This is a genomic window from Delftia sp. RIT313, assembly GCF_000632165.1.
GTDB classification, from domain to species: domain Bacteria; phylum Pseudomonadota; class Gammaproteobacteria; order Burkholderiales; family Burkholderiaceae_C; genus Comamonas; species Comamonas acidovorans.
In genome coordinates this window covers 1-21,073 of the sequence record NZ_JFYT01000028.1, presented here as the reverse complement: position 1 = coordinate 21,073, position 21,073 = coordinate 1, and the positions used below count along the sequence as shown (strand labels likewise).

Below are 21,073 nucleotides of genomic sequence, written 5' to 3'. Positions count from 1 at the left end.
CTGAGACGCTCAACAATCACTGGCGGCATGCATCTCAAGTGCCGCGAATGCCGGGAAAACCCTCTAAGCGTTTACCCTATGTCTAAGTATAAACCACTAGATCCGCCCATGCAAAGGCACAGTTGTAAGCGCACGTCAAGATTCCGCAGAGGAGCCCAACTGCGTCCCAATGTCAGGCATGGGATGATTCAGGCTTATGACCGCGCCTTCCGTTTCTCTCGCACCCTGGCACATAGAGCCGCTGAACCCGGCCGAGGCGCCGTGGCCGCTGCTGCTGTCGGCGGATCCGTCGCGGGAGAAGGTGCGCGGCTATCTGGCGGGCTCCACCTGTTTTGCCGCGCGCGAGTCCTTCCAGCGCGAAGGCCAGCCGCCGCGTCCCGGCGGGCGCGGCGAGGTATTGGGCATGTGCGTGCTGGTGCCGCTGCGCGCCAGCGGCGATGAGGCCTCAGGCCCACCCGCCTGGGAGCTGATGAACATCGCGGTTGCGGAATCGCTGCACCACCGGGGCCTGGGCAGCGCCCTGCTGCGGCGTGCCATCGAATGGGCGCGCTCCCAGCGAGCGCCGCGCATCGAGGTCGGCACGGGCAGCTTCGGCGACCAGCTGGTCTTCTACCAGCGCGCGGGTTTTCGCGTGACGGGCATAGACCGGGATTTCTTCCTCAGGCACTACACCACCCAGCTGTGGGAGCGCGGCGTGCAGCACCGCGACATGCTGCGCCTGACGCTGGAGCTGGGCACGGGCCGCTGAGGGCCTCGCGGGCGAGGTGAATCACGGGGAGTGAGGGCATGGCGTGATAATTGAGACGCATTCCCATCCCATCACCTGTCCCGCCGCATGCCCGCCCATCCCCTGCCGCCACCTCCCGTCGCCGTGCTCTACGCAGACCACCATGGCTGGCTGCAAGGCTGGCTGCGCCGCAAGCTGGGCGACACCGCACAGGCGCAGGACCTGGCGCACGACACCTTCGTGCAACTGCTCACCACCCGCCACCTTCCACCGCTGGACAACCCGCGCGCCTACCTGACCACCATGGCCAAGCGCACGCTGTTCTCCTTCTGGCGCAGGCGCGACCTGGAGCATGCCTACCTGGAGGCGCTGGCGGCCCAGCCCGCCATGCACATGCCCTCGGAAGAGGAACGCTATGCCATCGTGCAGGCGCTGCAGACCGTGGACCGCGTGCTGCAGTCGCTGCCACCCACCACGCGCCGCGTGCTGCTGCTCAATCAGTTGCACGACATGCCTTACCGCGACATCGCGCTGCGCCTGGGCATTGCCGAGATCACCGTGCGGCGCCACATGGCGCGCGCCATAGCCGCCTGCTGCGCACTGGACTGCGCAACGGCGCTGCCGCAATGAGTGCCACCTCGGCCGCCGCCCTGCGCCAGCAGGCCATCGCCTGGCTGGTGGAGTCGCGCTCGGGAGCCATGACCGAGCACCAGCGCAAGGCCCTGGACCGTTGGCGACAGGCCGACCCCGCCCACGAAGCCGCGTGGTCCCAGGTGAGCGGCTCGCTGGAGCGCGTGCTCCAACCGCTGGCGCCCCACACCTCCAGCCATGCGTCAGCCGATGCAGCGCTGAACGCACTGCTGCAGCCCGACCGCCGCCGCAGGCGCATTGCGGGCGGCGCACTGGCCTTTGCGGGCGCGGCCCTGGGTGGCCAGGTGGCCCACCGATTCACGCCTTTGCCCGGCCTGCTGGCCGATGCCCATACCGCCACGGCCGAGCGGCGCAGCCTGGAGTTGGCCGACGGCAGCCGGCTGCTGCTGGACGCGCGCAGCGCCATCGATATCGACCTGGGCGCCGACAGCCGCCGCGTGCATCTGCGCCAGGGCGCGCTGATCGCGCAGGTGCCAGCCGGCAGCCCCTTCACCGTGCAGACCCGGCATGGCCAGGCCCAGGTGCCGGCAGCGCACGGCGCGCGCTTCATGGTGCGCCTGCAGGAAGAGCGCACGCAGGTGGCCGCGCTCGCGCAGGACGTGGACCTGCACACACGGCTGGGCGCACAGTCCCCGCTGCAGGCCGGCGCCAGCGCCTGGATGGACGGGGCTGCCATTTCCGAGGCCCTGGCGCGCGCCGAGGCGGCAGCGGCCTGGCAAAGCGGCATGCTGGCCGTGGACGATTGGCCGCTGGACTCGGTGGTCGACGCCCTGCGGCCTTACCGGACCGGCCTGTTGCGCGTCGCCCCTGCCGCCTCCCGGCTGCGCGTGCTGGGCACCTTCCCGCTGGACGATACCGACCGTGCGCTGCAGGCGCTGGCCAGCAGCCTGCCCATCCGCGTGACGCGCTATCGCGGCGGCTGGCTGACGCTGATCGATGCGGCCTGAGGCCCGGTCAACGCGGGGCTCCAAAAAAAAACTGCGCCAGAGGTGATCACATCCGACCCGCTCGCGCGACATGTCCTGTGTCATCCCCCATTCTCCGGAGTCCACAAGCATGTCCCGCTCTCTTTTCGCATGGCGCCCCGTGGCCCATGCCGCAGCCCTGGCCGCCCTCATCGCCACCCTGCCCGTCCAGGCCCAGACCGCCCAGGAGGCCGCGGTAGCCTCCGGCGCCGAAGCCGCCCAGCGCCAACGCTATGACCTGCCAGCCGGGCCACTGGCCCGGACGCTGCTGGCCATTGGCCAGCACAGCGGCCGCACGCTGTCGCTGGACCCCGCCCTGGCCTCGGGCAAGCAGGCGCCGGCGATCCAGGGCAGCTACACGGCGGAGCAGGCGCTGCAGACCGCGCTGGCCGGCAGCGGCCTGGTGCTCACGCGCGATGCCCAGGGCGTGCTCGGCGTGCGGACAGCGCCCCAGGCCAGCGCCCTGCCTGCGTCGGCAGCGCCTTTGCCGGAGCAAGGCGTCAGCCTGGCCACGGTGACCGTGTCCGGCAAGGCCCCGGGCTCGACCACGGAGGGCACGGACTCCTACACCACGGCATCGTCCAGCAGCTCCACGCGCCTGAACCTGGCTCCCCAGGAGACGCCCCAGGCGCTGACCGTGATGACGCGCCAGCGGCTGGAGGATCTGGGCACCACGCGGCTCAGCGACGTGCTGGAGGCAGCGCCCGGCATCATCGTCACGCGCGACGGCCTGGGTGCCGAAAGCGACGGCTACTGGTCGCGGGGTTTCGAGATCCAGAACTACGAGATCGATGGCGTGCCCACGGCTGCGGGCCTGAACCAGTACACCCAGCACATGGCCATGTACGACCGCGTGGAGATCGTGCGCGGCGCCACGGGCCTCATCAGCGGCATGGGCAACCCCTCGGCCACCATCAACCTGATCCGCAAGCGCCCCACGGCCAGACCCCAGACGCAACTCAATGTCGATGCCGGCAGCTGGGGACGCCGAGGCGCGGGCCTGGACATCTCCCGCCCGCTGAACCAGGACGGCTCGGCCCGCGCGCGCCTGGTCGCGGACTACCAATCGGGCGATGCCTGGCTGGAGCGCTACCACCAGGACTCGCGCCTGCTGTACGGCATCGCCGAGGTCGATCTCGACGACCGGACCCTGTGGACCGTGGGCTTCAGCTACCTGCGCAACGATGTGGATGCGCCGATGCGCTCGGGCCTGCCGTCGCGGTTTCCGGACGGCAGTGCCACCCGGCTGCCCCGCGCCCTGAACGGATCGCCGAACTGGTCGTACAACAACCATGAGCAAAGCGGCTTCTTCACCTCCATCGAGCGCGAGCTGAGCGGCGGCTGGACCGGCAAGGTCGAGTACGCCTACGGCCAGGACCGCTACGACTCGGTCTACACCTACCTCAACGGCACGCTGCAGGCCGATGGCAGCGGCACCAGCCTGCTGCCCGTGCGCTTTCAGGGCCAGCCGCGCCAGCACAACCTCGACATGTACCTGACCGGCCCGCTCAAGCTGTTCGGCCGCGAGCACGAGTTGATCGCCGGCCTGACACTGTCGCGCTTCGAGGACAAGGGGCCCACCTCCGGCAGCTGGCTCTACGACTACTCCGGCTCGGCCGCAGGCCGCATAGACAACCTGTTCACCTATGACGGCAGCAATCCCGTGCCCGACTTCGCGGCCAGCGGCCGGTTCTCCACCAAGGAGCACCAGTACGCAGGCTATCTGACCGGACGTTTCCGCATCTCCGAGCCGCTGCGCCTGATCCTGGGCAGCCGCCAGATCTACTGGGGGCGCGATACCGCCAGCACGCCGGACACAGGGGAAGCCACCACCACCCGCGCCCGGGAAAACGGCGCCTTCATCCCCTACGTGGGCGCCGTCTACGACATGACGCCCCAATGGGCGCTGTACGCCAGCTACACCAAGATCTTCAACCCCCAGGCCTCCTGGGTGCGCGACGAGAACAATGCCACGCTGGCGCCCATGGAAGGCCGGGGACTGGAGGTCGGCATCAAGGGCAGGCATCTGGACGGCAAGCTCAACTCCAGCCTGGCCCTGTTCAACCTCAAGCAGGACAACCTGGCGGTGTGGCAGGCGCAATTTCCGGGCAGCAATGTCTACAAGGCCGAGCAGAACACCACCTCCCAGGGGCTGGAGATGGAACTGAGCGGCGAGCTGGCGCCGGGCTGGCAGGTCTCTGCCGGCTATGCCAACACCCTGACCACGAATGCAGAGGGCCAGCGCATCAACACCATGCTGCCGCGCAACAGCGTCAAGCTCTTCAGCAGCTACCGCCTGGGCGGCGCACTACAGGGGCTGACACTGGGCGGCGGAGTGAACTGGCAAAGCGAGGTAGGCGACGCCACGGTGCGGCAGGCCAGCTATGCCGTGGTGAACCTGATGGCACGCTATGACATCGACCGGCACTGGAGTGCGTCGGTGCACCTGAACAACGCGCTGGACCGCAAGTACTTCAGCTACGCGGGCTACTACAGCCACTACGGCACGCCGCGCAATCTCATGGTGGGCGTCAAATACCGCTTCTGAGCCAGGTTCTGAGCCCGGTCCCCGACCTCCTGCCGGCCTGGCCGGCAGGGGGCGGCCCCGCTCAGTCCGAGGACAGCTTCATCAGCACCAGGCCCGAGACGATGAGCACGGCCGCGCCGATGCGCATGGCGCTGACCTGCTCGCCCAGGACCGTGATGCCGACCAGGAAGGCGCCCACGGCGCCGATGCCGGTCCAGATCGTGTAGGCCGTGCCCAGCGGCAGGCTGCGCATGGCCACGGCCAGCAGGCCGAAGCTGGCGATCATGGTGACGATGGTGATGGCGCTGGGCACCAGGCGCGTGAAGCCGTGTGATTGCTTCATCGAGAACGCCCAGACCACTTCGAGCAGCCCCGCCACCAACAGATAGACCCATGCCATGGAAAACTCCTTGTGAAGCCGGGTCGTCCCGGCGCATGCATGTCCCGGTGTGGGGGAGGCCGTCCTCCTGGCAGAAGGGCTTGCGCCTCCTGCATGGCCGCCAGTTTAGGAGAAAGCCTTCAAGCTGGCCGCACCCAGGCTGTTGCCCCATTGCCGCCTGGGTGGTTGCTGCACAACAGCGACCAGGGCGTCAGGCGGCCAGCGCCTCTTCCTGTTCAGCCAGCAGGATGTTGCCCACGGTGGCGCCCAGGCCGGCCACGCGCTTGCGCAGCTTGAGCACGGCCTTGTCCTTGCTGATCAGCAGCGCCTGGTGCTGGCTGGCCAGGTCCAGGAAATGCTGGTCGTCGGGGTCGGTGCAGGCAAAGCGGATGCGCGGCGCATCGGCCACGTACTCGACCGCTCCGTCAAAGGCCGAGAGCACGCCCTCGACCGTCTTGCCGTAGAAAGCCACGCGCGGCGCGATCTGGCTGTAGTGCAGCACGCGTTCGAGCTCGAGGCGCTGGGCCTGGTCGGCAATCCAGCGCATCTGTCCCTGCTCCACCAGTTCGCGGATGGGGGGGACATGCGGATCGTCGAAGATCAGCATGTCAAGGACCACATTGGTATCAAGCACCACGGGCCGAGGCAGGGGACCTTCGTAGCCGTCGTTGCACTGCGGCCAGCGCAGCACGATCTTCATGGCGCGGCGCCCTCTGCCGGGCCTTCGGCGGCCTTTCTGGGCTTGACTGCGCCACGGATCATGTCGAAGCGGAACAGCCGGCATTCGATGGGGCCGTTCCACATGGGCGTGCGACGCGCCTCCTTCAGGCGCATCTTGCCGGGCAGCTTGAGGTCGGGCGTGAGCATCCAGGCGCTCCAGCCGCTGTAGTTCTTCTTCCAGTGGGTGGCCAACTGGCTGAAGAATTCCACGCCGTCCTCGGTCTGGGCCGTCTCGCGGCCCGCGCGCTCGACCACTTCCATGCGCTCGCCGGCACTGCGGCCGGCCGAGCCGGCTGCGGCAATGCGCTCGCCATAGGGCGGGTTCAGCAGCATCAGGCCGGGCTGCTCGCAGGGCGGCATGCGCTGCAGCGCGTCGCCACCGCGCAGTTGCACGGTCTGGCCCACGCCCGCGCGCTCGGCGTTGCGCTGGGCAAAGTCCACCATGCGGTGGGACACGTCGGAGCCATAGATGGCCACGGGGCTGTCGGGCAGGATGGCGGCCTCGGCCTCGTCCAGCATGGCTTCCCACACATGCCTCTGGAAGGGCACCAGCTTCTCGAACGCGAAGCGCCGCAGGATGCCGGCCGGAATGCGGCGTGCAATCTGCGCGGCCTCGATCAGCACCGTGCCGCTGCCGCAGCAGGGGTCGTACAGCGGCTGGGGATCGTCGCCGTGCGGGTCCCAGCCCGTGGCGGCGATCATGGCCGCGGCCAGGGTTTCCTTGAGCGGCGCATCGCCCTTGTCCTCGCGCCAGCCGCGCTTGAACAGCGCCTCGCCCGAGGTGTCGATGTAGATGGTGGCCTCGTCGGTCGTCAGGTGCAGGTGCACGCGCACGTCGGGGTGGCGCGTTTCCACGTCGGGGCGCACGCCCTTCCTGTCGCGGAAGCGGTCGGCAATGGCGTCCTTGACGCGCAGCGCCGCGAAGTTGAGGCTGGTCAGCGGGCTGTGCTGGGCCGTGACCTCGATCTTGAAGCTCTCGCGCGGGGAGAACCAGATCTCCCAGGCCACTTCGCTGGCGGCGCGGTACAGGTCGTTCTCGTTGCGGTACAGGGTCTGCGACAGCTGCACCAGCACGCGCTGGGCCAGTCGGCTGTGCAGGTTCAGCAGCAGGGCGTCGCGCCACAGGCCGCGCACCATCACGCCGCCACGGCCCACCATGAGGTCGTGGCCGCTCAGGCCGGTGATCGCGTGGACCTCGTCGGCCAGAAATCCCTCAACGCCGGCGGCGCAGGGCAAAAACAGATGCAGTTGGTTCATAGCTTGGGTGCCGAGCATACGCGCACCGCGATTCCCCGCGCAGGCGCCAGCCGAAACCCGCTTGCCTGCGCTTCGGCCCGGGCCTACAGTGGAAGCAACCGCGAGGGAGAGCACCATGAAGCCTCGAACCACGCCCGTCCACACGGATTTCCTCGGCGCCACGCAGGCCGCACGCCTGGTGGCGCAGGTCGGCGTTGCCGCCTGCCTGGCCGGCCTGGCCGATGCCATCGAGCAAGACTTCGCGCGCTGGCCCGATTTCGAGAAATCGGCCCGCATCGCCCACCATTCGCCCGGCGGCGTGATCGAGCTCATGCCCGTGTCCGATGCGCTCGACTACGCCTTCAAGTACGTCAACGGCCACCCGGACAACGCCGATCGGGACCTGCCCACGGTGATGGCCTTCGGCGCCCTGGCCGACGTGGCCACGGGCCTGCCGGTCTTCCTGTCCGACCTGACGCTGGCCACGGCGCTGCGCACCGCCGCCACCTCGGCGCTGGCCGCGCGCCGGCTGGCACGGCCGGGCTGCCGCAGCATGGCGCTGATCGGCGCAGGATCGCAGTCCGAATTCCAGGCCCTGGCCTTCACCCACCTGCTGGGCGTGGAACGGCTGCGCATCTTCGACATCGATGTCCAGGCCATGCGCAAGCTGGTGGACAACCTGGGCCATGCGGGCATCGCGGCCCAGCGCATCACCTGCTGCGCCAGCAGCGCCGAGGCCCTGGAGGGCGCCGACATCGTGACCACGGTGACGGCCGCCAAGCACCGCGCCTGCGTGATCGCCGATGCCGACGTGCGCCCGGGCACCCACATCAACGCCGTCGGCGGCGATTGCCCCGGCAAGACCGAGCTGCCCCTGGCACTGCTGCGGCGCGCGCGCATCTTCGTGGAGTTCACGCCCCAGACGCGCGTGGAAGGCGAGCTGCAGCAATTGCCCGCCGACGCGCCCGTGACCGAGCTGTGGCAGGTCATCAACGGCCAGGCGCCGGGCCGCGGGCATGACACGGAGATCACGCTGTTCGACTCCGTGGGCTTTGCGCTGGAGGACTATTCGGCCCTGCGCTGGTTGCGCGCGCTGGCCCACGACACCGGACTGATGCAGTCGATCGACCTGGTGCCTGCGCTGGCCGACCCCCGCGACCTGTACCGGCTGGTGCGCGAGGCCGGGCAGGCAGAACGCGGCTTTGGCTGACACGGGGACTGCATACCATGGGTCCCATGAGCATGAACACCCATACGACCCCGCAGACCGCACGCGCCCTGAGACTCATAGGCGTGCCCACCGACATCGGTGCCAGCCGCCTGGGCAGCGCCATGGGGCCCGACGCACTGCGCGTGGCCGGCCTGGGCCCGGCGCTGCGTCAGCTGGGCTGCCAGGTGAGCGACATCGGCAATCTGGCAGGCCCGCCCAATCCGCAGACACCGCCCGAGCAGGGGCTGCGCCACCTCGCACCGGCCCGTGCCTGGATGCAGGCCGTGCACCAGGCCGTGGGCCAGGCGCTGGACGATGGCGAGCTGCCGCTGATGCTGGGCGGCGACCACAGCCTGGCCATGGGCTCGATCAGTGCCGTGGCCGCCCACTGCCGCCGCCTGGGCCGCGCGCTTCGCGTGATCTGGCTGGACGCCCACGCCGACTGCAACACGCCCGATATCTCGCCCAGCGGCAACCTGCACGGCATGCCCGTGGCCAGCCTGTGCGGCCTGGGGCCCGCGGCGCTCACCGCGCTGTCCCAGGGCGGCGATCCGGCGCTGGCAGCCGCCTCGCTGTGCCAGATCGGCCTGCGCAGCGTGGATGACCAGGAAAAGCGCCTGCTGCATTCGCTGGGCGTGGAGGTCTATGACATGCGCGCCATCGACGAGCTGGGCATGCGCGAGGTTATGCGCCGCGCGCTGGAAGACCTGGAAGGCAGCGACACCCACCTGCACCTGAGCTTCGACGTGGACTACCTCGATCCCGACATCGCGCCCGGCACCGGCACCCCCGTGCGCGGCGGCCCCAGCTACCGCGAGGCCCAGCTGTGCATGGAGATGCTGGCCGACACCGGACGCCTGGGCTCGATGGATCTGGTGGAGCTCAATCCCGCGCTGGATGTGCGCAACCAGACGGCAGAACTGGTGGTGGACCTGCTGGAGAGCCTGTTCGGCAAGAGCACGCTGGTGCGGGCCGATCGCTGACCCCGCTCAGGCTGGCGAGAGCGAAACACGCCAGCCGTCGCCCGCTGCGTCCGTGGTAAGGCGCACGGGCACAAAGCGCTCGATCACCTCGAAATTGCTGCGCGCATGCGGCGTCAGTTCCGTGCAGGTGTAGCTGGCCCCGCGCCCGCTGCGCCAGACGGCCAGCGCCAGCGGCAGGGCCCATTGGTCGGCCAGGTACGGGCCCAGCGCGGCCTGGCTGCCCTGGTGGCGGCGCACCTCGCGTGCCAGGTCATGCGCCACCTTTTCGGCGCTGACACCCTTCATGCCGAACTGCGTGAACACTTCGCTCAGGTGCTCATAGGCCAGCGTGGCCAGCAGCGCGTTGCCCGGGCCTTCGTTCTGGCGCACGGCAGCCACCTGCAGCTGCTCGCCAGACCAGCCCAGGGCCTGGCCCAGATGGTCCAGTTCGCGCTGGGCCACCGCGCGTGGCAGCGCGGGCGCAAAGCATTCGGCATGGCTGGCCACGGGCGCGCCGCGTTCGGTGATATCGAAAGGCACCAGCCCATTGGTTGCCGGCGTGATCGTCACGTCCATCTCGCCGCCACCGGCCGGATAGAAGCCCAGCCGGCGCAGCCGCAGTTCGCAGCGCGCGCCCAGCCTGTGCAGCAGCGGTGCATAGCTGCGCTCCAGGAAGTGGAAGGGCGGCGCGGCCGGGTTGTGGGTGCCGCCGCCCAGGGTCAGGCGGCTTTCGCCATCGGCCAGCATCAGCGCGGGCCACAGCGTCTGCAGCAGCAGGGTGCAACTGCCCGCCGAGGCAATCACGAAGCGGTACTCGCCCGCACGCACCGGCCCCGGTGTGAATTGCAGCGCCTGCGAATTCATCTCGGCGCCCTGCATCTGCGCGCCGCAGATTTCGGCGGCGGCATTGACGCAGGCCAGGTGCTGGCGCATCAGGCCCGGCTTGGCGCGCCCGGCACGGATGCGCTGCATGGCAAAGGGCTGGCCCGTGCACATGGACAGCGCCAGCGCGCTGCGCAGCATCTGGCCTCCGCCCTCCCCGGCGGAGCCGTCGATCTCGATCACTTTCATTTTTCTCTTTCATTCATTGCCGCCAAAGCGCGCCACGGCATCCCGCAGATAGCGGTCCAGCGGCGCCGCATCGGCCTGCTCCCCCGGATCGGGCGCATGGGCCATGGCATGGGCCAGCTCGCGCTCCAGGAAATCATGGACGCGCACCCGGCGCGGCCCCTTGGCGGCCTCGCCCAGGCGCATCTTGAGCTCCAGCAGCTCGTTGAGCTCGGCCAGCAGGCCTGCATCCTCCAGCGTGCCCGCCGCCAGCTGCGCAAAGCGCATGGGCGGCGCACCACGCCCCTCGCGTATCCAGCGCGCGGCCAGCAAGGGGCGCAGCACGTAGAAGTACTTCTTGTAGCGCACCACATCACCCTGCAGGTGGGCGCGCAGGTTCTTGCGCGCCATGGCCACGTAGTGGTGGTAGCCGCGCACCGGCGAAAAGCCCTGCTCGGCCAGCAGATGCAGGCGCTCGGCCCAGGGCTGCTCCTGCCGGTAGACCACGGGCGAGCGCAGCCATTCAAGCAGCGTGGGGTTGGAGGCGCGCAGCAGCCCCAGCGCCTTGCGCAGCTCCCAGCCGCTGACATCGAGCTCGCCGCTGAGCGGCTGCTCTATGACATCGCGGCCCGGCGCCACCGTCAGATACCAGGGCAGGCGGTGGACATAGATGAAGCGCACGTCGTAGTCGCTGTCGGGCGAGGCAAAGCCCCAGCCCCGGCTGCCCGACTCGCAGGCAAACAGCACCGTGACCTCGTGCCTGCGCTCCACCTCGGCCAGATTGGCCAGCACCGTGGCGCGCATGGCGTCGGAGACCGGATGCGCGCTCAATACCTTCTCTTCCCTCATGCTCTCATCCTGCTTTCTGTTCTGGAGGATGAGAGCCCGGGGCCCTCATCCACTCACCCTTTCACGCACACCACTTGCTTCAGGGTGTGCACCACCTCGACCAGATCCTGCTGCGCGGCCATGACCGCATCGATGTCCTTGTAGGCCATGGGAATCTCGTCCACCACATTGGCATCCTTGCGGCATTCCACGCCCTCGGTGGCCTTGATGTGGTCCTCTACGCTGAACATCTTCTTGGCCTTGGTGCGGCTCATCACGCGGCCCGCACCGTGGCTGCAGCTCTCGAAGCTCTCCGGATTGCCCAGGCCGCGCACGATATAGCTGCGCGCGCCCATGCTGCCCGGGATGATGCCCAGCTCGCCGCGCCGCGCGCTCACCGCGCCCTTGCGGGTGATGAACACGTCCTGGCCGAAATGGCGCTCCTGCTGCACATAGTTGTGGTGGCAGTTCACCGCCTCCACATGCGACTCGAAGGGCTTGGCGATCACCTTGCGCACCGTGGCGATGAGGTTGGCCATCATCACCTCGCGGTTGCGCATGGCGAACTTCTGCGCCCAGGACACGCCGCGCACATAGTCGCCAAAGTAGCGGGCCCCTTCCTCGAAGTAGGCCAGATCCTTGTCGGGCAGGTTGCGCTGATGGAGTTCTGCATCCTTCTTGGCCAGCTCGATGAAATGGGTGCCGATGGCATTGCCCACGCCGCGCGAGCCCGAGTGCAGCATGAACCACACGAAGCCCGCCTCGTCCAGGCAGATCTCGATGAAGTGGTTGCCGCTGCCCAGCGTTCCCAGGTGCTTGCGGTTGTTGGTGTTGGCCAGGCGCGGATGCAGCTCGCACAGCAGGTCGAACTCATCGGCCAGCGTGGCCCAGACCTGGTCCACCGACACGGGCGGGTTCTCCCAGCTGCCCGGATCGCGGCCCCGGTGGCGCGGCACCGAGCCATGCGGCACGGCCTGCTCTATGGCCGAGCGCAGCGGGCCCAGGTTGTCGGGCAGGTCCTCGGCGCGCAGCGTGGTCTTGGCAGCCATCATTCCGCAGCCGATGTCCACGCCCACGGCCGCCGGGATGATGGCCTTGATGGTCGGGATCACCGAGCCCACGGTGGCGCCTATGCCCAGGTGCACATCGGGCATGGCCGCGACATGCTTGAACACCACGGGCAGGCGCGCGGCGTTCTCCAGCTGCCTGCGCGCCTCGTCCTCCACGGGCACGCCCTTGGTCCACATCTTGATGGGGACGCCGTTTTCCACGTTGTGTTGCAGGTAGTTCATTGCGTTGTCCTTCAGTCTTCTTGTCTGTTCGTCTTGTTTAGGTCTTGCTGTCGCCCGGCTCATCCACGCATCAGGCGAGACAGGTCCCGCTTGCGGATGGCGCTGCCCAGGCTTTGATAGTCCCGCAGCGGGAATTCATGCTCCAGCCAGCGCTTTCGGTACTCCTCGACACCCATGCCGCAATAAATACCGTCCAGCACGCGGTACACGCTGCGCACCACGTCCTCGCGGGCCACCTGCCCACGGGCCAGCACTTCATAGTCATCCATGGCGGTGATGCCCCAGCTGGCCCAGTCCGCGTACTGACGCAGCTCGTATGAAAGGGTGTCGCGGTCACCCTCCATGCTCAGGTGCACTTCGCCGGGCTCGTCCATGAACACGGCGGCAGCCCGGTGCGCGCCCTTGGCCAAAGCCAACGCCATGGCGGCCAGATCACCCAGCGAATCGTGCAGGTAGGACACGGCACACACCAGTTCCTCCTCGGGCGTGCTGAACTTCAACGTCGCCCAGCCCGCCTTGCCCACCTCATAGCTCCATAGTTCTTCGAATGCGGCCATGGCCGTACCTCTCTTTAGTTTCTTCGTTGTCCGTTGTGCCCCGACCAGCCTGCCGGTCAACGCATCTTCACCAGCCCGTTGAGCACCTGATCCAGCCCGCCGAACACGGAGATCTTGTCGATGCGCTCGGCCACGCGTTCCAGCGTCTCCAGCTCCTTCATGCGCAGGGCCACGGGGTTGTCCTCCATGACCTTGGCTGTGTTGAGCAGCGAGCGCGTGGCCGCCGTTTCCTCGCGGCGGCGGATCACGTTGGCCTGGGCCTGCTTTTCGGCCTGCACCACCTGGGTCAGGATGGCCTTCATCTCGCCGGGCAGCACGATGTCCTTCACGCCCACGCTCTCCACCACCATGCCGAAGGGCTGCAGCTTGGCCGCCATGTGCGCGGTCACCACGTCATCGATCACCGTCTTGTTCTCCAGCAGCTCATCGAGCGTGCGGGTGCCCACGGCGGCGCGCAGCGCGAACTGCAGCTCCCGGTACAGGTGCTCGGCAGGTTTTTGCAGCTGGGCAAAGGCGCGCAGAACGTCGGTGTGGCGATAGGTGGCGCTCAGGTTCAGGCGCAGGCTCACCTTGTCGCGGGTCATGATGTCCTGGCCCGAGACCTCGACGGCCTGCAGGCGCAGGTCCACCAGCTCCACGGCAATGCTGCGGCCGAACTTCCAGAACGCATGGCTGCCGGCCTGCAGCAGGCGGTCCACCTTGCCGTCGATGGTCAGCAGCGCGCACTGGCCTGCGGGCACCTGCACCTGCAGCACGCCGTTGAGGCCGGACACGCTGCGCTGGCGCAGCTGCGTCTGGGTCAGGCGCGCCGCCAGGGCGGCGGGCAGCTCGGCGCCGGCCTGCAGGTCGACCACCTGCACGCCCACGTCCACCAGTCCCTTCCAGTACAGGCGGCGCGTGCCGGGCGGCAGGATCTCGACCAGCACGCCGTTTTCGCTGCGCAGGCCTGCCTCGGTTTCGGACAGTTCCACGCGCAGGAATTCGGCGGCCACCACGGCGGGCTCCTGCGCCATCAGGTAGTCGGCCAGACCGTGCGTGAAGGCGGGCTGCTCCAGGGCAAAAGTCTCCACCCGCAACTGGTCGGTGCCGGCAAACAGCCAGTGCCGGCCGCTGTGCAGCACGCGCTCGAAATCGCCATTGCGCAGCAGCAGGGCGCGTTCGTTCTTCTTGACGGTGATGCGTTGGATCTTCAGCATTTCTTCTTCTCCTCGTTCGGCGTCTTCGCCGCAATCAATAGGGGTGCCGTTACAGCAGCGGCGGGGTTCCAGGGGGCACGGCCCGGGCCTTGCAATGCGCCGTGGCGGCAACCCTGGAACAGGTTGCAGCGTGGCTGGCTGCGGGCGCGGACCGTGCCGGGACCTGGCACAGCCGCCGCCGCTGACGGGTGGCGGCCTTGGGCTGCATCGCAACCCGGTGGCCACCTCCCGCGTTCGGCGGGTGGTCTTTCGACCGTTTCAATAGCCCGGCCTTGCGGCCGGAAGAGTGGACAGGAATCGAACCTGCGACAGTCCTCTTGCGAGGGTGCTCTACCAGACTGAGCTACCAGTGGCTGGCAAGCCTGGAGTCGAACCAGGCGTCCCTTGCGGGACGGTTTCCACAACCTTGCCGTTACCCAGCGCTTGCGGCGTGCGGCATGCGGGAAATCGACAAGCCCCTGGGGGCCCGGACTTCCGGCACCGGCGGGGCGGGCCTTTGCCCCAACCCCGGCCTGTGAGCGGTCACCGCTTGCACTGGATGCCTTGGTTATTGCGAGATGCGTGCCAGCCTGGCCTCAGGCGCCAAAAAATTCTCCAACTCATTGATTTATTTGGATAAATATCAAATCACACTTTCCTTTATTTCTTCTTCAATCCAAAGAAACTAGAATTTCAGCTATCCAACTAGACAAAAACATGGAAAAGAAAAAGGTCGTCATCGGCTTTCTGGGTACGCAGCTGGACTCCGGCAGGGGCGCGGGGCGCTGGGAAAAATGGCGGCCGACCCTCTCCCTCATGCAGCACGAGGATCTGGTGGTGGAGCGGCTGGAGCTGCTCTACACGCCGCCCCATCTGGCCCTGGCGCAGCTGCTGCAGGGCGACATCGCCACGGCATCGCCCGAGACCCAGGTGAACCTCGTGCCCATGAACATTGCCGATCCCTGGGATTTCGGCGAGGTCTATGCGCGGCTGTTCGACTGGACGCAGGCCTACCGCTTCGACCCCGAGCGCGAGGAGTACTGGACGCACATCACCACGGGCACGCACGTGGCACAGATCTGCCTGTTCCTGCTGGTGGAGTCGCGCCGCATTCCCGGCGTGCTGGCCCAGACCTCGCCACCCCGGCGCCAGCGCATGGGCGACCCGGGCAGCTATGCGCTGATCGACCTGGACCTGTCGCGCTACGACGTGATCGCCCAGCGCTTCGGCGCCGAGCAGAGCGAGGCCGTGCAATTTCTCAAGAGCGGCATCGCCACGCGCAATGCCGGGTTCAACGCGCTGATCGACGAGATCGAGCGCGTGGCCGTGCGCTCGCGCGCGCCCATCCTGCTCACGGGTCCCACGGGTGCGGGCAAGTCGCATCTGGCGCGGCGCATGTACGAGTTGAAGAAGGCCAGGCACCAGGTGCAGGGCGACTTCGTGGAGGTCAATTGCGCCACGCTGCGCGGTGATGGTGCAGCCTCGGTGCTGTTCGGCCACAAGAAGGGCGCGTTCACGGGCGCTGCGGCCGACCGCGCCGGCCTGCTGCGCAGCGCGCACCAGGGCGTGCTGTTCCTGGACGAAATCGGCGAGCTGGGCCTGGACGAACAGGCCATGCTGCTCAAGGCGGTGGAGGAAAAGCGCTTCTATCCCATGGGCAGCGACCGCGAGGTCAGCAGCGACTTCCAGCTGGTCGCCGGCACGCACCGCGACCTGCGCATCGACGTGGCGCAGGGGCGCTTTCGCGAGGATTTGTTCGCGCGCATCAATCTGTGGTCCTACGCGCTGCCGGGCCTGGCCGGGCGCCCCGAGGACATCGAACCCAACATGGACCACCTGCTCGCGCGCTCGGCCGACGAGACCGGCCAGATGGTGCGCTTCAACGTGGAGGCCCGCGAGCGCTATCTGCGCTTTGCGCGCTCGCCCGAGGCGCTGTGGAGCGGCAACTTCCGCGACCTGTCGGCCAGCATGACGCGCCTGGCCACGCTGGCCGACGGGGGGCGCATCTCCACGGCCCTGGTCGATGCCGAGATACAGCGCCTGAAGTGGCTGTGGCAACGAGGCGATGCCGTGCAACCGGCCGGCGCCAGCCTGCAAAGCCTGCTGTCTGCCGAAGTGCTGGAGCCGCTGGATCTGTTCGACCGCATGCAGCTCGAAGCGGTGCTGCGCGTGTGCCGGGAGTCGCCTTCGCTGTCCGATGCGGGGCGCCGCCTGTTCGACCGGTCACGCACCCAGCGCAGCGTGGTCAACGATGCCGACCGCCTGCGCAAGTACCTGCTGAAATTCGGCTTGAAGTGGGATGCCGTGGCCGGCCGAACGCCATAGACACCACGGTGGCGCGATGGCGAGTTTGCGCGCCTGGGCTACAGCGCCTTGCGCAGCGTGGTCGGCGGGATCTTGAGCAGCTCGCGGTACTTGGCCACCGTGCGCCGCGCGCATTCGATGCCCTGCTCCTTGAGCATGTCGGCGAGCTGGTTGTCCGACAGCGGCTTCTTGGGGTCTTCGGCCGCGACGAACTGCTTGATCAGCGCGCGCACGGCCGTGCTGGAGGCATTGCCACCGGCCTCGGTGCCCAGGCCCGAGCCGAAGAAGTACTTGAGCTCGTAGGTGCCCTGCGGCGTGGCCATGTACTTGGCCGTGGTCACGCGGCTGATGGTGGATTCATGCAGGCCCAGCGCGTCGGCAATGTCGCGCAGCACCAGCGGGCGCATGGCCAGCTCGCCATGCACGAAGAAGTTCTTCTGGCGCTCCACGATGGCCTGCGACACGCGCAGGATGGTGTCGAAGCGCTGCTGGATGTTCTTGATGAACCAGCGCGCCTCCTGCAGCCGCTGCTGCAGCGCTGCATGGCCTTCGCTGCCCCTGTGGCTGCGCAGCGCGCTGGCATAGATGTCGTGCACGCGCAGCTTGGGCATGACGTCGGGGTTGAGCTGCACGCTGAAGTCCATGCGGCCCGCGCCGCTGCGCACGGGGCGCACGATGACGTCGGGCACGACGATCTGGCGCTGCACGTCGGCAAAGCGCCGGCCCGGGCGTGGCTCCAGCCGGGTGATCAGCACCAGCGCCTCGCGCAGCCGCTCCTCGCGCGCACCGCACAGGCTGGCGAGCTTGCGCAGGTCGCGCCGCGCCAGCAGGTCCATGGGCTGGGCGCAGATGTCCAGCGCGGTGCGCAGCACGGCCTGCCGGTCTTCGTCCTCGGCACTGCCGTTGCCTTCGCGCTCGGCATCGGCCAACTGGTCGCGCAGTTGCAGCGTCAGGCATTCGGCCAGGTCGCGCGCGCCCACGCCCACGGGCTCCAGGCTTTGCAGCAGGCGCAGCGCCACGGTGAAGCGGTGCACCAGTTCCTCGCACTCCTCCAGATCGTCGCCCGCCAGGCCCTGTGCCAGCTCGTCGAGCGGGTCTTCCAGATAGCCGTCGTCGTTGAGGTTCTCGATCAGAAAGCGCAGTGCGGCGCGGTCCACCTCGCCCAGGCGCAGGCTCAGGGCCTGGCGGTGCAGGTGGTCGGTCAGGCTTTCGGCGCTGCGTGCCAGTTCGGTGGCATCGGCCTCGTCTTCCTCGCCCTGCCCGCGCGTGCGGCTGGAGGGCGCATCGCTGCCCCAGTCGCGGTCATCGTTGCCCGAGGTGGTCTGGCCGTCGCCTTCCCAGCTCAGGGACTCGGCCGTGCCGGAAGTCTCCACGGCATCGCCGGAGGATGCGTCCGACGAGGGCTCCCACTCCACCGCCGCCGAAGACTGGTCTGCGCGGCTTTCCTGGAAGGACTCCGTGGCCTCGGCGCCGGGCGCGGCAGGCTCGCGGGTGCCGGCAGCCGCATCGTGATCGCCCTCCTCGTTCGCCAGCTCCAGGAAGGGGTTGTCGCCCAGCATCTGCTCCACTTCCTGCGCCAGCTCCAGCGTGGACAGCTGCAGCAGCTGTATCGACTGCTGCAGCTGGGGAGTGAGCGAAAGATGCTGGGAGACGCGCAGCGACAGACCGGGCTTCAAGCGGCAGCTCCTTCGCGCAGACAGTCTCGCAGACGGGCCAGGCAGGGCATGGCGCTACATCCGGAAGTGTTCGCCGAGGTAGACACGCCGCACTTCGGCGTTGTCCACGATCTCCTCGGGTGTGCCCTGGGCGAGCACGTGGCCGTCGCTGATGATGAAGGCATGGTCGCAGATGCCCAGCGTCTCGCGCACGTTGTGGTCGGTGATCAGCACGCCGATGCCGCGCGCCTTGAGAAAGCCGATGATGCGCTGGATCTCGATCACGGCGATGGGGTCGATGCCGGCAAAGGGCTCGTCCAGCAGGATGAAGCGCGGCTGCGTGGCCAGGGCGCGCGCGATCTCGACGCGGCGGCGTTCGCCGCCCGACAGCGCCAGCGCTGGCGATGCGCGCAGATGGTCCACTCGCAATTCCTGCAGCAGCGCCGTCAGGCGCTCCTCGATGACGCTGCGCGCCAGCGGCCGGCCCTGCTCGTCCCTTTGCAGCTCCAGCACGGCGCGCACGTTGTCCTCGACGCTGAGCTTGCGGAAGATCGATGCCTCTTGCGGCAGGTAGGACAGGCCCAGGCGCGAGCGCTGGTGGATGGGCATGTTGCCCACGGCCTGGCCGTCGATGAAGATGTCGCCGCCGTCGCTGCGCACCAGGCCCACGATCATGTAGAACGAGGTAGTCTTGCCCGCGCCGTTGGGGCCCAGCAGGCCCACGACCTCGCCCTTTTTCACGGACAGCGACACATCCTTGACCACCTTGCGGCTGCCGTATGACTTGGCCAGATGGCGTGCCTGCAGGCTGCTGCCCTGGTCGGCGCGTGCAGTGGCAGCCGGGGCTGCGGCTTGCCCGCTCATCGCTTGGTACCGCCGAGGCTGTCCAGGCTGTTGCTGGGCTGCAGGGACGTGCCCGGCGTGCCCGCTGCGGGGGCGCGCGGCTGCGAGCCCGGCGTGCCTTCCTTGGGCGCCAGCACGGCGCGCACGCGACCGCCCTGGCCGGCCGTGGAACTGGGCTGGCCACCGCTGGTCTTTTGCCCGTCAACGGTGAACACGTCGGTGAGGTTGTTGTAGACGATGATGGAGCCGGTGATCTCGTCGCTGAGCTGGCCGCCGCGATAGCGGCGCAGTTCGCCGCGGCGGATGAACTTCACGAGGTCGGCCTTGCCGTCGTATTCGATGACCTCGCCCTCGCCTTCCACGAACTCCTCGGGCTGGCCCGGCACGGTATCGCGCTTTTGGCGGAAGAAGGCACGCTTGCCCGCCTCGGCCGTCACCACGCCGTACTGAAAGCCTTCAGGGTCTTGCCGCACATCGAGCTGGGCGCCGCGCAGCACGATGGTGCCCTTGGTCATCACCACGTTGCCAGTGAAGACGCTGGTCTGCTTGAGTTCGTCATGGCGCAGCGCATCAGCCTCGATGTTCATGGGCTTGGTGCTGTCGGCCTTTTCGGCCTGGGCCATACCGGCGAAAGCCGCCAGGGCGGCGGCGAGCAGGAGGGAGGAAAGTCGTTGTTTCATGGAGGGCACGCTTCTTGCATCCATTGTAGGGGGTGTCGCGCGCAACCGTTCCTGGCGTCTTTCAACGCGCACGGAAAGCGCTGACACAAAGGCACAAAAAGAGGTTTCCAAAAGCGACAGGCCCGCACAATGGCGGGCCTGTCGCGGCTTGGCTGGGCCGAGGCCCGGGCCTCAGCCCTTGCGGCTGGTGGCGATCAGCTGATCGACCACGCGCAGCACATTGGTCATGTTGCCGGCCTTGGTGCCGTCGGTGTAGTAACGGCCCGCCACGCCCATGGCCGGCACGCCTTCCACGTCATAGTCCTGCTGCAGCTGGGTGGCCTTGCGAACCTGGTTGGAGACGCTGAAGGAGTTGTAGACCTCCTTGAACTTGGCCACGTCCACGCCCTGCTTGCCCACCCAGGCGAAGATCTCGTCGTCCTTGGCCAGACGGTTGCGTTCCACATGGATGGCGTGGAAGGCGCGCGCATGCATGGTGTCCAGCAGGTTCATGCCTTCGAAGGCGTAGTAGAGCTTTTGCTGGGGCACGAAGCTGGCGTTGAAGGCCACGGGCACGCGGTGCACGACCACGTCGGCCGGCGCCTGGTTCTTCCAGGCGGCAAAGGTGGGCTCGAACGCATTGCAGTGCGGGCAGCTGTACCAGAAGAACTCGACCACCTCGACCTTGCCGGCGCCGGCGCTGGTGGGTGCGGGCTTGGCCAGCTTGATGTAGTCCTTGCCCTCCTTGGGCGCTGCGGCCTGGGCCTGGGCGGCGGAAGTGCCCAGCGTCAGTGCGCTGGCAGCGGCTGCCGAGGCAGCCAGGGAAAAGTCGCGGCGATTCATCAAAACAAACTCCTCGTTCAATGCTGCAGGTTAGGAGGCAGGGGCCCGCCAAAAGTTCAGCGCTCTTGTTGCAACGCGCTTTCAGCGTGCGGCGCGCACCAGCGTGGACTCGACCCCGGCGCCATCGAGCTTTTGCTTGAGCTGCTCGGCATCGTCGCGCTTGGTGAACGGACCCACACGCACGCGGAAGATGGTGATGCCGTTTTGCTCGCGCTCGCTCACGCGCGCCTCCCACCCCAGCATGGCCAGCTTGGCGCGCTGCGCATCGGCATCGCCCTGGCTGCGGAAGGCGCCGGCCTGCACGAAGTAGTTGAAGGCGGCGTCGGCCTTTTCTGCCTTTTCCGCCTTCTCGGCGGCGGCGGAGCGCGACTTGACCAGGTCACCCAGCGGATCGGCCGAGCTCTTGCCATCGGCCTTGTTTTCGGGCTTGGCAGGCGGCTTGGCCGGGTCCACGGGCGCGGGTGGCGGAGTCACGCCCAGCCTCCCCGGCAGC

Annotated in this window: 20 protein-coding genes; 7 read left to right on the top strand and 13 right to left on the bottom strand. The window is 68.1% G+C overall.

Annotated features, from left to right (window positions below; translation table 11 throughout):
* Window positions 1-196 precede the first annotated feature (196 nt).
* The 4 genes from BW39_RS04180 (at window position 197) to BW39_RS04165 (ending at window position 4,891) form a co-directional block, all read left to right on the top strand.
* Window positions 197-748: a GNAT family N-acetyltransferase gene (locus tag BW39_RS04180; protein WP_034389533.1), complete on the top strand. Its 552-nt coding sequence runs from the start codon at window positions 197-199 to the stop codon at window positions 746-748.
* 87 nt (window positions 749-835) lie between these two features.
* Entirely contained in the window at window positions 836-1,357 is a 522-nt protein-coding gene (locus BW39_RS04175) for a sigma-70 family RNA polymerase sigma factor (protein WP_043820044.1), read from the top strand.
* The gene (locus BW39_RS04170) at window positions 1,354-2,325 is read left to right on the top strand and encodes a FecR domain-containing protein (protein WP_043820043.1); all 972 of its coding nucleotides are present in this window, start codon (window positions 1,354-1,356) and stop codon (window positions 2,323-2,325) included. The genes BW39_RS04175 and BW39_RS04170 overlap by 4 nt, the downstream gene beginning before the upstream one ends.
* 109 nt (window positions 2,326-2,434) lie before the next feature.
* Window positions 2,435-4,891, top strand: a complete 2,457-nt coding sequence (locus BW39_RS04165; RefSeq protein ID WP_043820041.1) for a TonB-dependent siderophore receptor — start codon at window positions 2,435-2,437, stop codon at window positions 4,889-4,891.
* Window positions 4,892-4,952: 61 nt separating this feature from the next.
* Here the strand turns inward: BW39_RS04165 and sugE are convergent, their stop codons facing one another.
* The 3 genes from sugE to BW39_RS04150 all read right to left on the bottom strand — a co-directional run bounded on the left by sugE (window position 4,953) and on the right by BW39_RS04150 (window position 7,226).
* A complete protein-coding gene (gene sugE, locus BW39_RS04160; protein ID WP_012202617.1) occupies window positions 4,953-5,270 on the bottom strand; it encodes a quaternary ammonium compound efflux SMR transporter SugE in 318 nt (105 codons plus the stop codon).
* A gap of 190 nt (window positions 5,271-5,460) precedes the next feature.
* The gene (locus BW39_RS04155) at window positions 5,461-5,949 is read right to left on the bottom strand and encodes a putative toxin-antitoxin system toxin component, PIN family (protein ID WP_012202616.1); all 489 of its coding nucleotides are present in this window, start codon (window positions 5,947-5,949) and stop codon (window positions 5,461-5,463) included.
* Window positions 5,946-7,226: a THUMP domain-containing class I SAM-dependent RNA methyltransferase gene (locus BW39_RS04150; protein ID WP_012202615.1), complete on the bottom strand. Its 1,281-nt coding sequence runs from the start codon at window positions 7,224-7,226 to the stop codon at window positions 5,946-5,948. Before BW39_RS04150 ends, BW39_RS04155 begins: the two co-directional genes overlap by 4 nt.
* Before the next feature lie 115 nt (window positions 7,227-7,341).
* Here BW39_RS04150 and BW39_RS04145 point away from each other — a divergent pair, with 115 nt between their 5' ends.
* Together BW39_RS04145 and rocF are read left to right on the top strand one after the other, a co-directional pair.
* Window positions 7,342-8,415, top strand: coding sequence for an ornithine cyclodeaminase (locus tag BW39_RS04145; protein WP_043820039.1), 1,074 nt, complete (start codon window positions 7,342-7,344; stop codon window positions 8,413-8,415).
* Between the two features lie 17 nt (window positions 8,416-8,432).
* Entirely contained in the window at window positions 8,433-9,398 is a 966-nt protein-coding gene (gene rocF, locus BW39_RS04140; protein ID WP_034389523.1) for an arginase, read from the top strand.
* Between the two features lie 6 nt (window positions 9,399-9,404).
* On the opposite strand, the gene rtcA is transcribed toward rocF, so the two are convergent.
* Genes rtcA through BW39_RS04115 form a run of 5 tightly spaced genes read right to left on the bottom strand, consistent with a single transcriptional unit; the run spans window position 9,405 to window position 14,297 of the window.
* Entirely contained in the window at window positions 9,405-10,448 is a 1,044-nt protein-coding gene (gene rtcA / locus BW39_RS04135) for an RNA 3'-terminal phosphate cyclase (protein ID WP_043820037.1), read from the bottom strand.
* Window positions 10,449-10,457: 9 nt separating this feature from the next.
* The gene (locus tag BW39_RS04130; protein ID WP_043820034.1) at window positions 10,458-11,273 is read right to left on the bottom strand and encodes a nucleotidyltransferase domain-containing protein; all 816 of its coding nucleotides are present in this window, start codon (window positions 11,271-11,273) and stop codon (window positions 10,458-10,460) included.
* Window positions 11,274-11,326: 53 nt separating this feature from the next.
* Window positions 11,327-12,544: an RtcB family protein gene (locus tag BW39_RS04125; protein ID WP_180288353.1), complete on the bottom strand. Its 1,218-nt coding sequence runs from the start codon at window positions 12,542-12,544 to the stop codon at window positions 11,327-11,329.
* A 59-nt stretch (window positions 12,545-12,603) separates the two neighbouring features.
* Window positions 12,604-13,101: a hypothetical protein gene (locus BW39_RS04120; RefSeq protein WP_043820033.1), complete on the bottom strand. Its 498-nt coding sequence runs from the start codon at window positions 13,099-13,101 to the stop codon at window positions 12,604-12,606.
* Window positions 13,102-13,157: 56 nt separating this feature from the next.
* Window positions 13,158-14,297, bottom strand: coding sequence for a slipin family protein (locus BW39_RS04115; RefSeq protein WP_012202608.1), 1,140 nt, complete (start codon window positions 14,295-14,297; stop codon window positions 13,158-13,160).
* A gap of 696 nt (window positions 14,298-14,993) precedes the next feature.
* On the opposite strand from BW39_RS04115, the gene rtcR reads away from it, so the two are divergent.
* The gene (gene rtcR, locus BW39_RS04110; RefSeq protein WP_043820031.1) at window positions 14,994-16,601 is read left to right on the top strand and encodes an RNA repair transcriptional activator RtcR; all 1,608 of its coding nucleotides are present in this window, start codon (window positions 14,994-14,996) and stop codon (window positions 16,599-16,601) included.
* A 38-nt stretch (window positions 16,602-16,639) separates the two neighbouring features.
* Here rtcR and BW39_RS04105 read toward each other — a convergent pair whose 3' ends face one another.
* From BW39_RS04105 to BW39_RS04085, 5 genes are all read right to left on the bottom strand, one after another.
* The gene (locus BW39_RS04105) at window positions 16,640-18,256 is read right to left on the bottom strand and encodes an RNA polymerase factor sigma-54 (RefSeq protein ID WP_043820029.1); all 1,617 of its coding nucleotides are present in this window, start codon (window positions 18,254-18,256) and stop codon (window positions 16,640-16,642) included.
* A 54-nt stretch (window positions 18,257-18,310) separates the two neighbouring features.
* A complete protein-coding gene (gene lptB / locus BW39_RS04100; RefSeq protein ID WP_012202605.1) occupies window positions 18,311-19,099 on the bottom strand; it encodes an LPS export ABC transporter ATP-binding protein in 789 nt (262 codons plus the stop codon).
* Complete coding sequence (gene lptA / locus BW39_RS04095; RefSeq protein WP_013804753.1) at window positions 19,096-19,758, bottom strand: lipopolysaccharide transport periplasmic protein LptA; 663 nt, start codon at window positions 19,756-19,758, stop codon at window positions 19,096-19,098. The genes lptB and lptA overlap by 4 nt, the downstream gene beginning before the upstream one ends.
* A 171-nt stretch (window positions 19,759-19,929) precedes the next feature.
* Window positions 19,930-20,580 carry a thiol:disulfide interchange protein DsbA/DsbL gene (locus BW39_RS04090; protein WP_013804754.1) on the bottom strand — a complete coding sequence of 217 codons (651 nt, stop codon included), beginning with the start codon at window positions 20,578-20,580 and terminating at the stop codon, window positions 19,930-19,932.
* A gap of 81 nt (window positions 20,581-20,661) precedes the next feature.
* A partial coding sequence (locus BW39_RS04085; protein WP_043820026.1) for an SPOR domain-containing protein occupies window positions 20,662-21,073 on the bottom strand: 412 nt, incomplete at its 5' end.

What these genes read in the sequence shown, in the direction of transcription:
- BW39_RS04180 (WP_034389533.1), top strand. Translation starts at nt 197, where the DNA reads ATGACCGCGCCTTCCGTTTCTCTCGCACCCTGGCACATAGAGCCGCTG.
- BW39_RS04175 (WP_043820044.1), top strand. Translation starts at nt 836, where the DNA reads ATGCCCGCCCATCCCCTGCCGCCACCTCCCGTCGCCGTGCTCTACGCA.
- BW39_RS04170 (WP_043820043.1), top strand. Translation starts at nt 1,354, where the DNA reads ATGAGTGCCACCTCGGCCGCCGCCCTGCGCCAGCAGGCCATCGCCTGG.
- BW39_RS04165 (WP_043820041.1), top strand. Translation starts at nt 2,435, where the DNA reads ATGTCCCGCTCTCTTTTCGCATGGCGCCCCGTGGCCCATGCCGCAGCC.
- sugE (WP_012202617.1), bottom strand. Translation starts at nt 5,270, where the DNA reads ATGGCATGGGTCTATCTGTTGGTGGCGGGGCTGCTCGAAGTGGTCTGG.
- BW39_RS04155 (WP_012202616.1), bottom strand. Translation starts at nt 5,949, where the DNA reads ATGAAGATCGTGCTGCGCTGGCCGCAGTGCAACGACGGCTACGAAGGT.
- BW39_RS04150 (WP_012202615.1), bottom strand. Translation starts at nt 7,226, where the DNA reads ATGAACCAACTGCATCTGTTTTTGCCCTGCGCCGCCGGCGTTGAGGGA.
- BW39_RS04145 (WP_043820039.1), top strand. Translation starts at nt 7,342, where the DNA reads ATGAAGCCTCGAACCACGCCCGTCCACACGGATTTCCTCGGCGCCACG.
- rocF (WP_034389523.1), top strand. Translation starts at nt 8,433, where the DNA reads ATGGGTCCCATGAGCATGAACACCCATACGACCCCGCAGACCGCACGC.
- rtcA (WP_043820037.1), bottom strand. Translation starts at nt 10,448, where the DNA reads ATGAAAGTGATCGAGATCGACGGCTCCGCCGGGGAGGGCGGAGGCCAG.
- BW39_RS04130 (WP_043820034.1), bottom strand. Translation starts at nt 11,273, where the DNA reads ATGAGGGAAGAGAAGGTATTGAGCGCGCATCCGGTCTCCGACGCCATG.
- BW39_RS04125 (WP_180288353.1), bottom strand. Translation starts at nt 12,544, where the DNA reads ATGAACTACCTGCAACACAACGTGGAAAACGGCGTCCCCATCAAGATG.
- BW39_RS04120 (WP_043820033.1), bottom strand. Translation starts at nt 13,101, where the DNA reads ATGGCCGCATTCGAAGAACTATGGAGCTATGAGGTGGGCAAGGCGGGC.
- BW39_RS04115 (WP_012202608.1), bottom strand. Translation starts at nt 14,297, where the DNA reads ATGCTGAAGATCCAACGCATCACCGTCAAGAAGAACGAACGCGCCCTG.
- rtcR (WP_043820031.1), top strand. Translation starts at nt 14,994, where the DNA reads ATGGAAAAGAAAAAGGTCGTCATCGGCTTTCTGGGTACGCAGCTGGAC.
- lptB (WP_012202605.1), bottom strand. Translation starts at nt 19,099, where the DNA reads ATGAGCGGGCAAGCCGCAGCCCCGGCTGCCACTGCACGCGCCGACCAG.
- lptA (WP_013804753.1), bottom strand. Translation starts at nt 19,758, where the DNA reads ATGAAACAACGACTTTCCTCCCTCCTGCTCGCCGCCGCCCTGGCGGCT.
- BW39_RS04090 (WP_013804754.1), bottom strand. Translation starts at nt 20,580, where the DNA reads ATGAATCGCCGCGACTTTTCCCTGGCTGCCTCGGCAGCCGCTGCCAGC.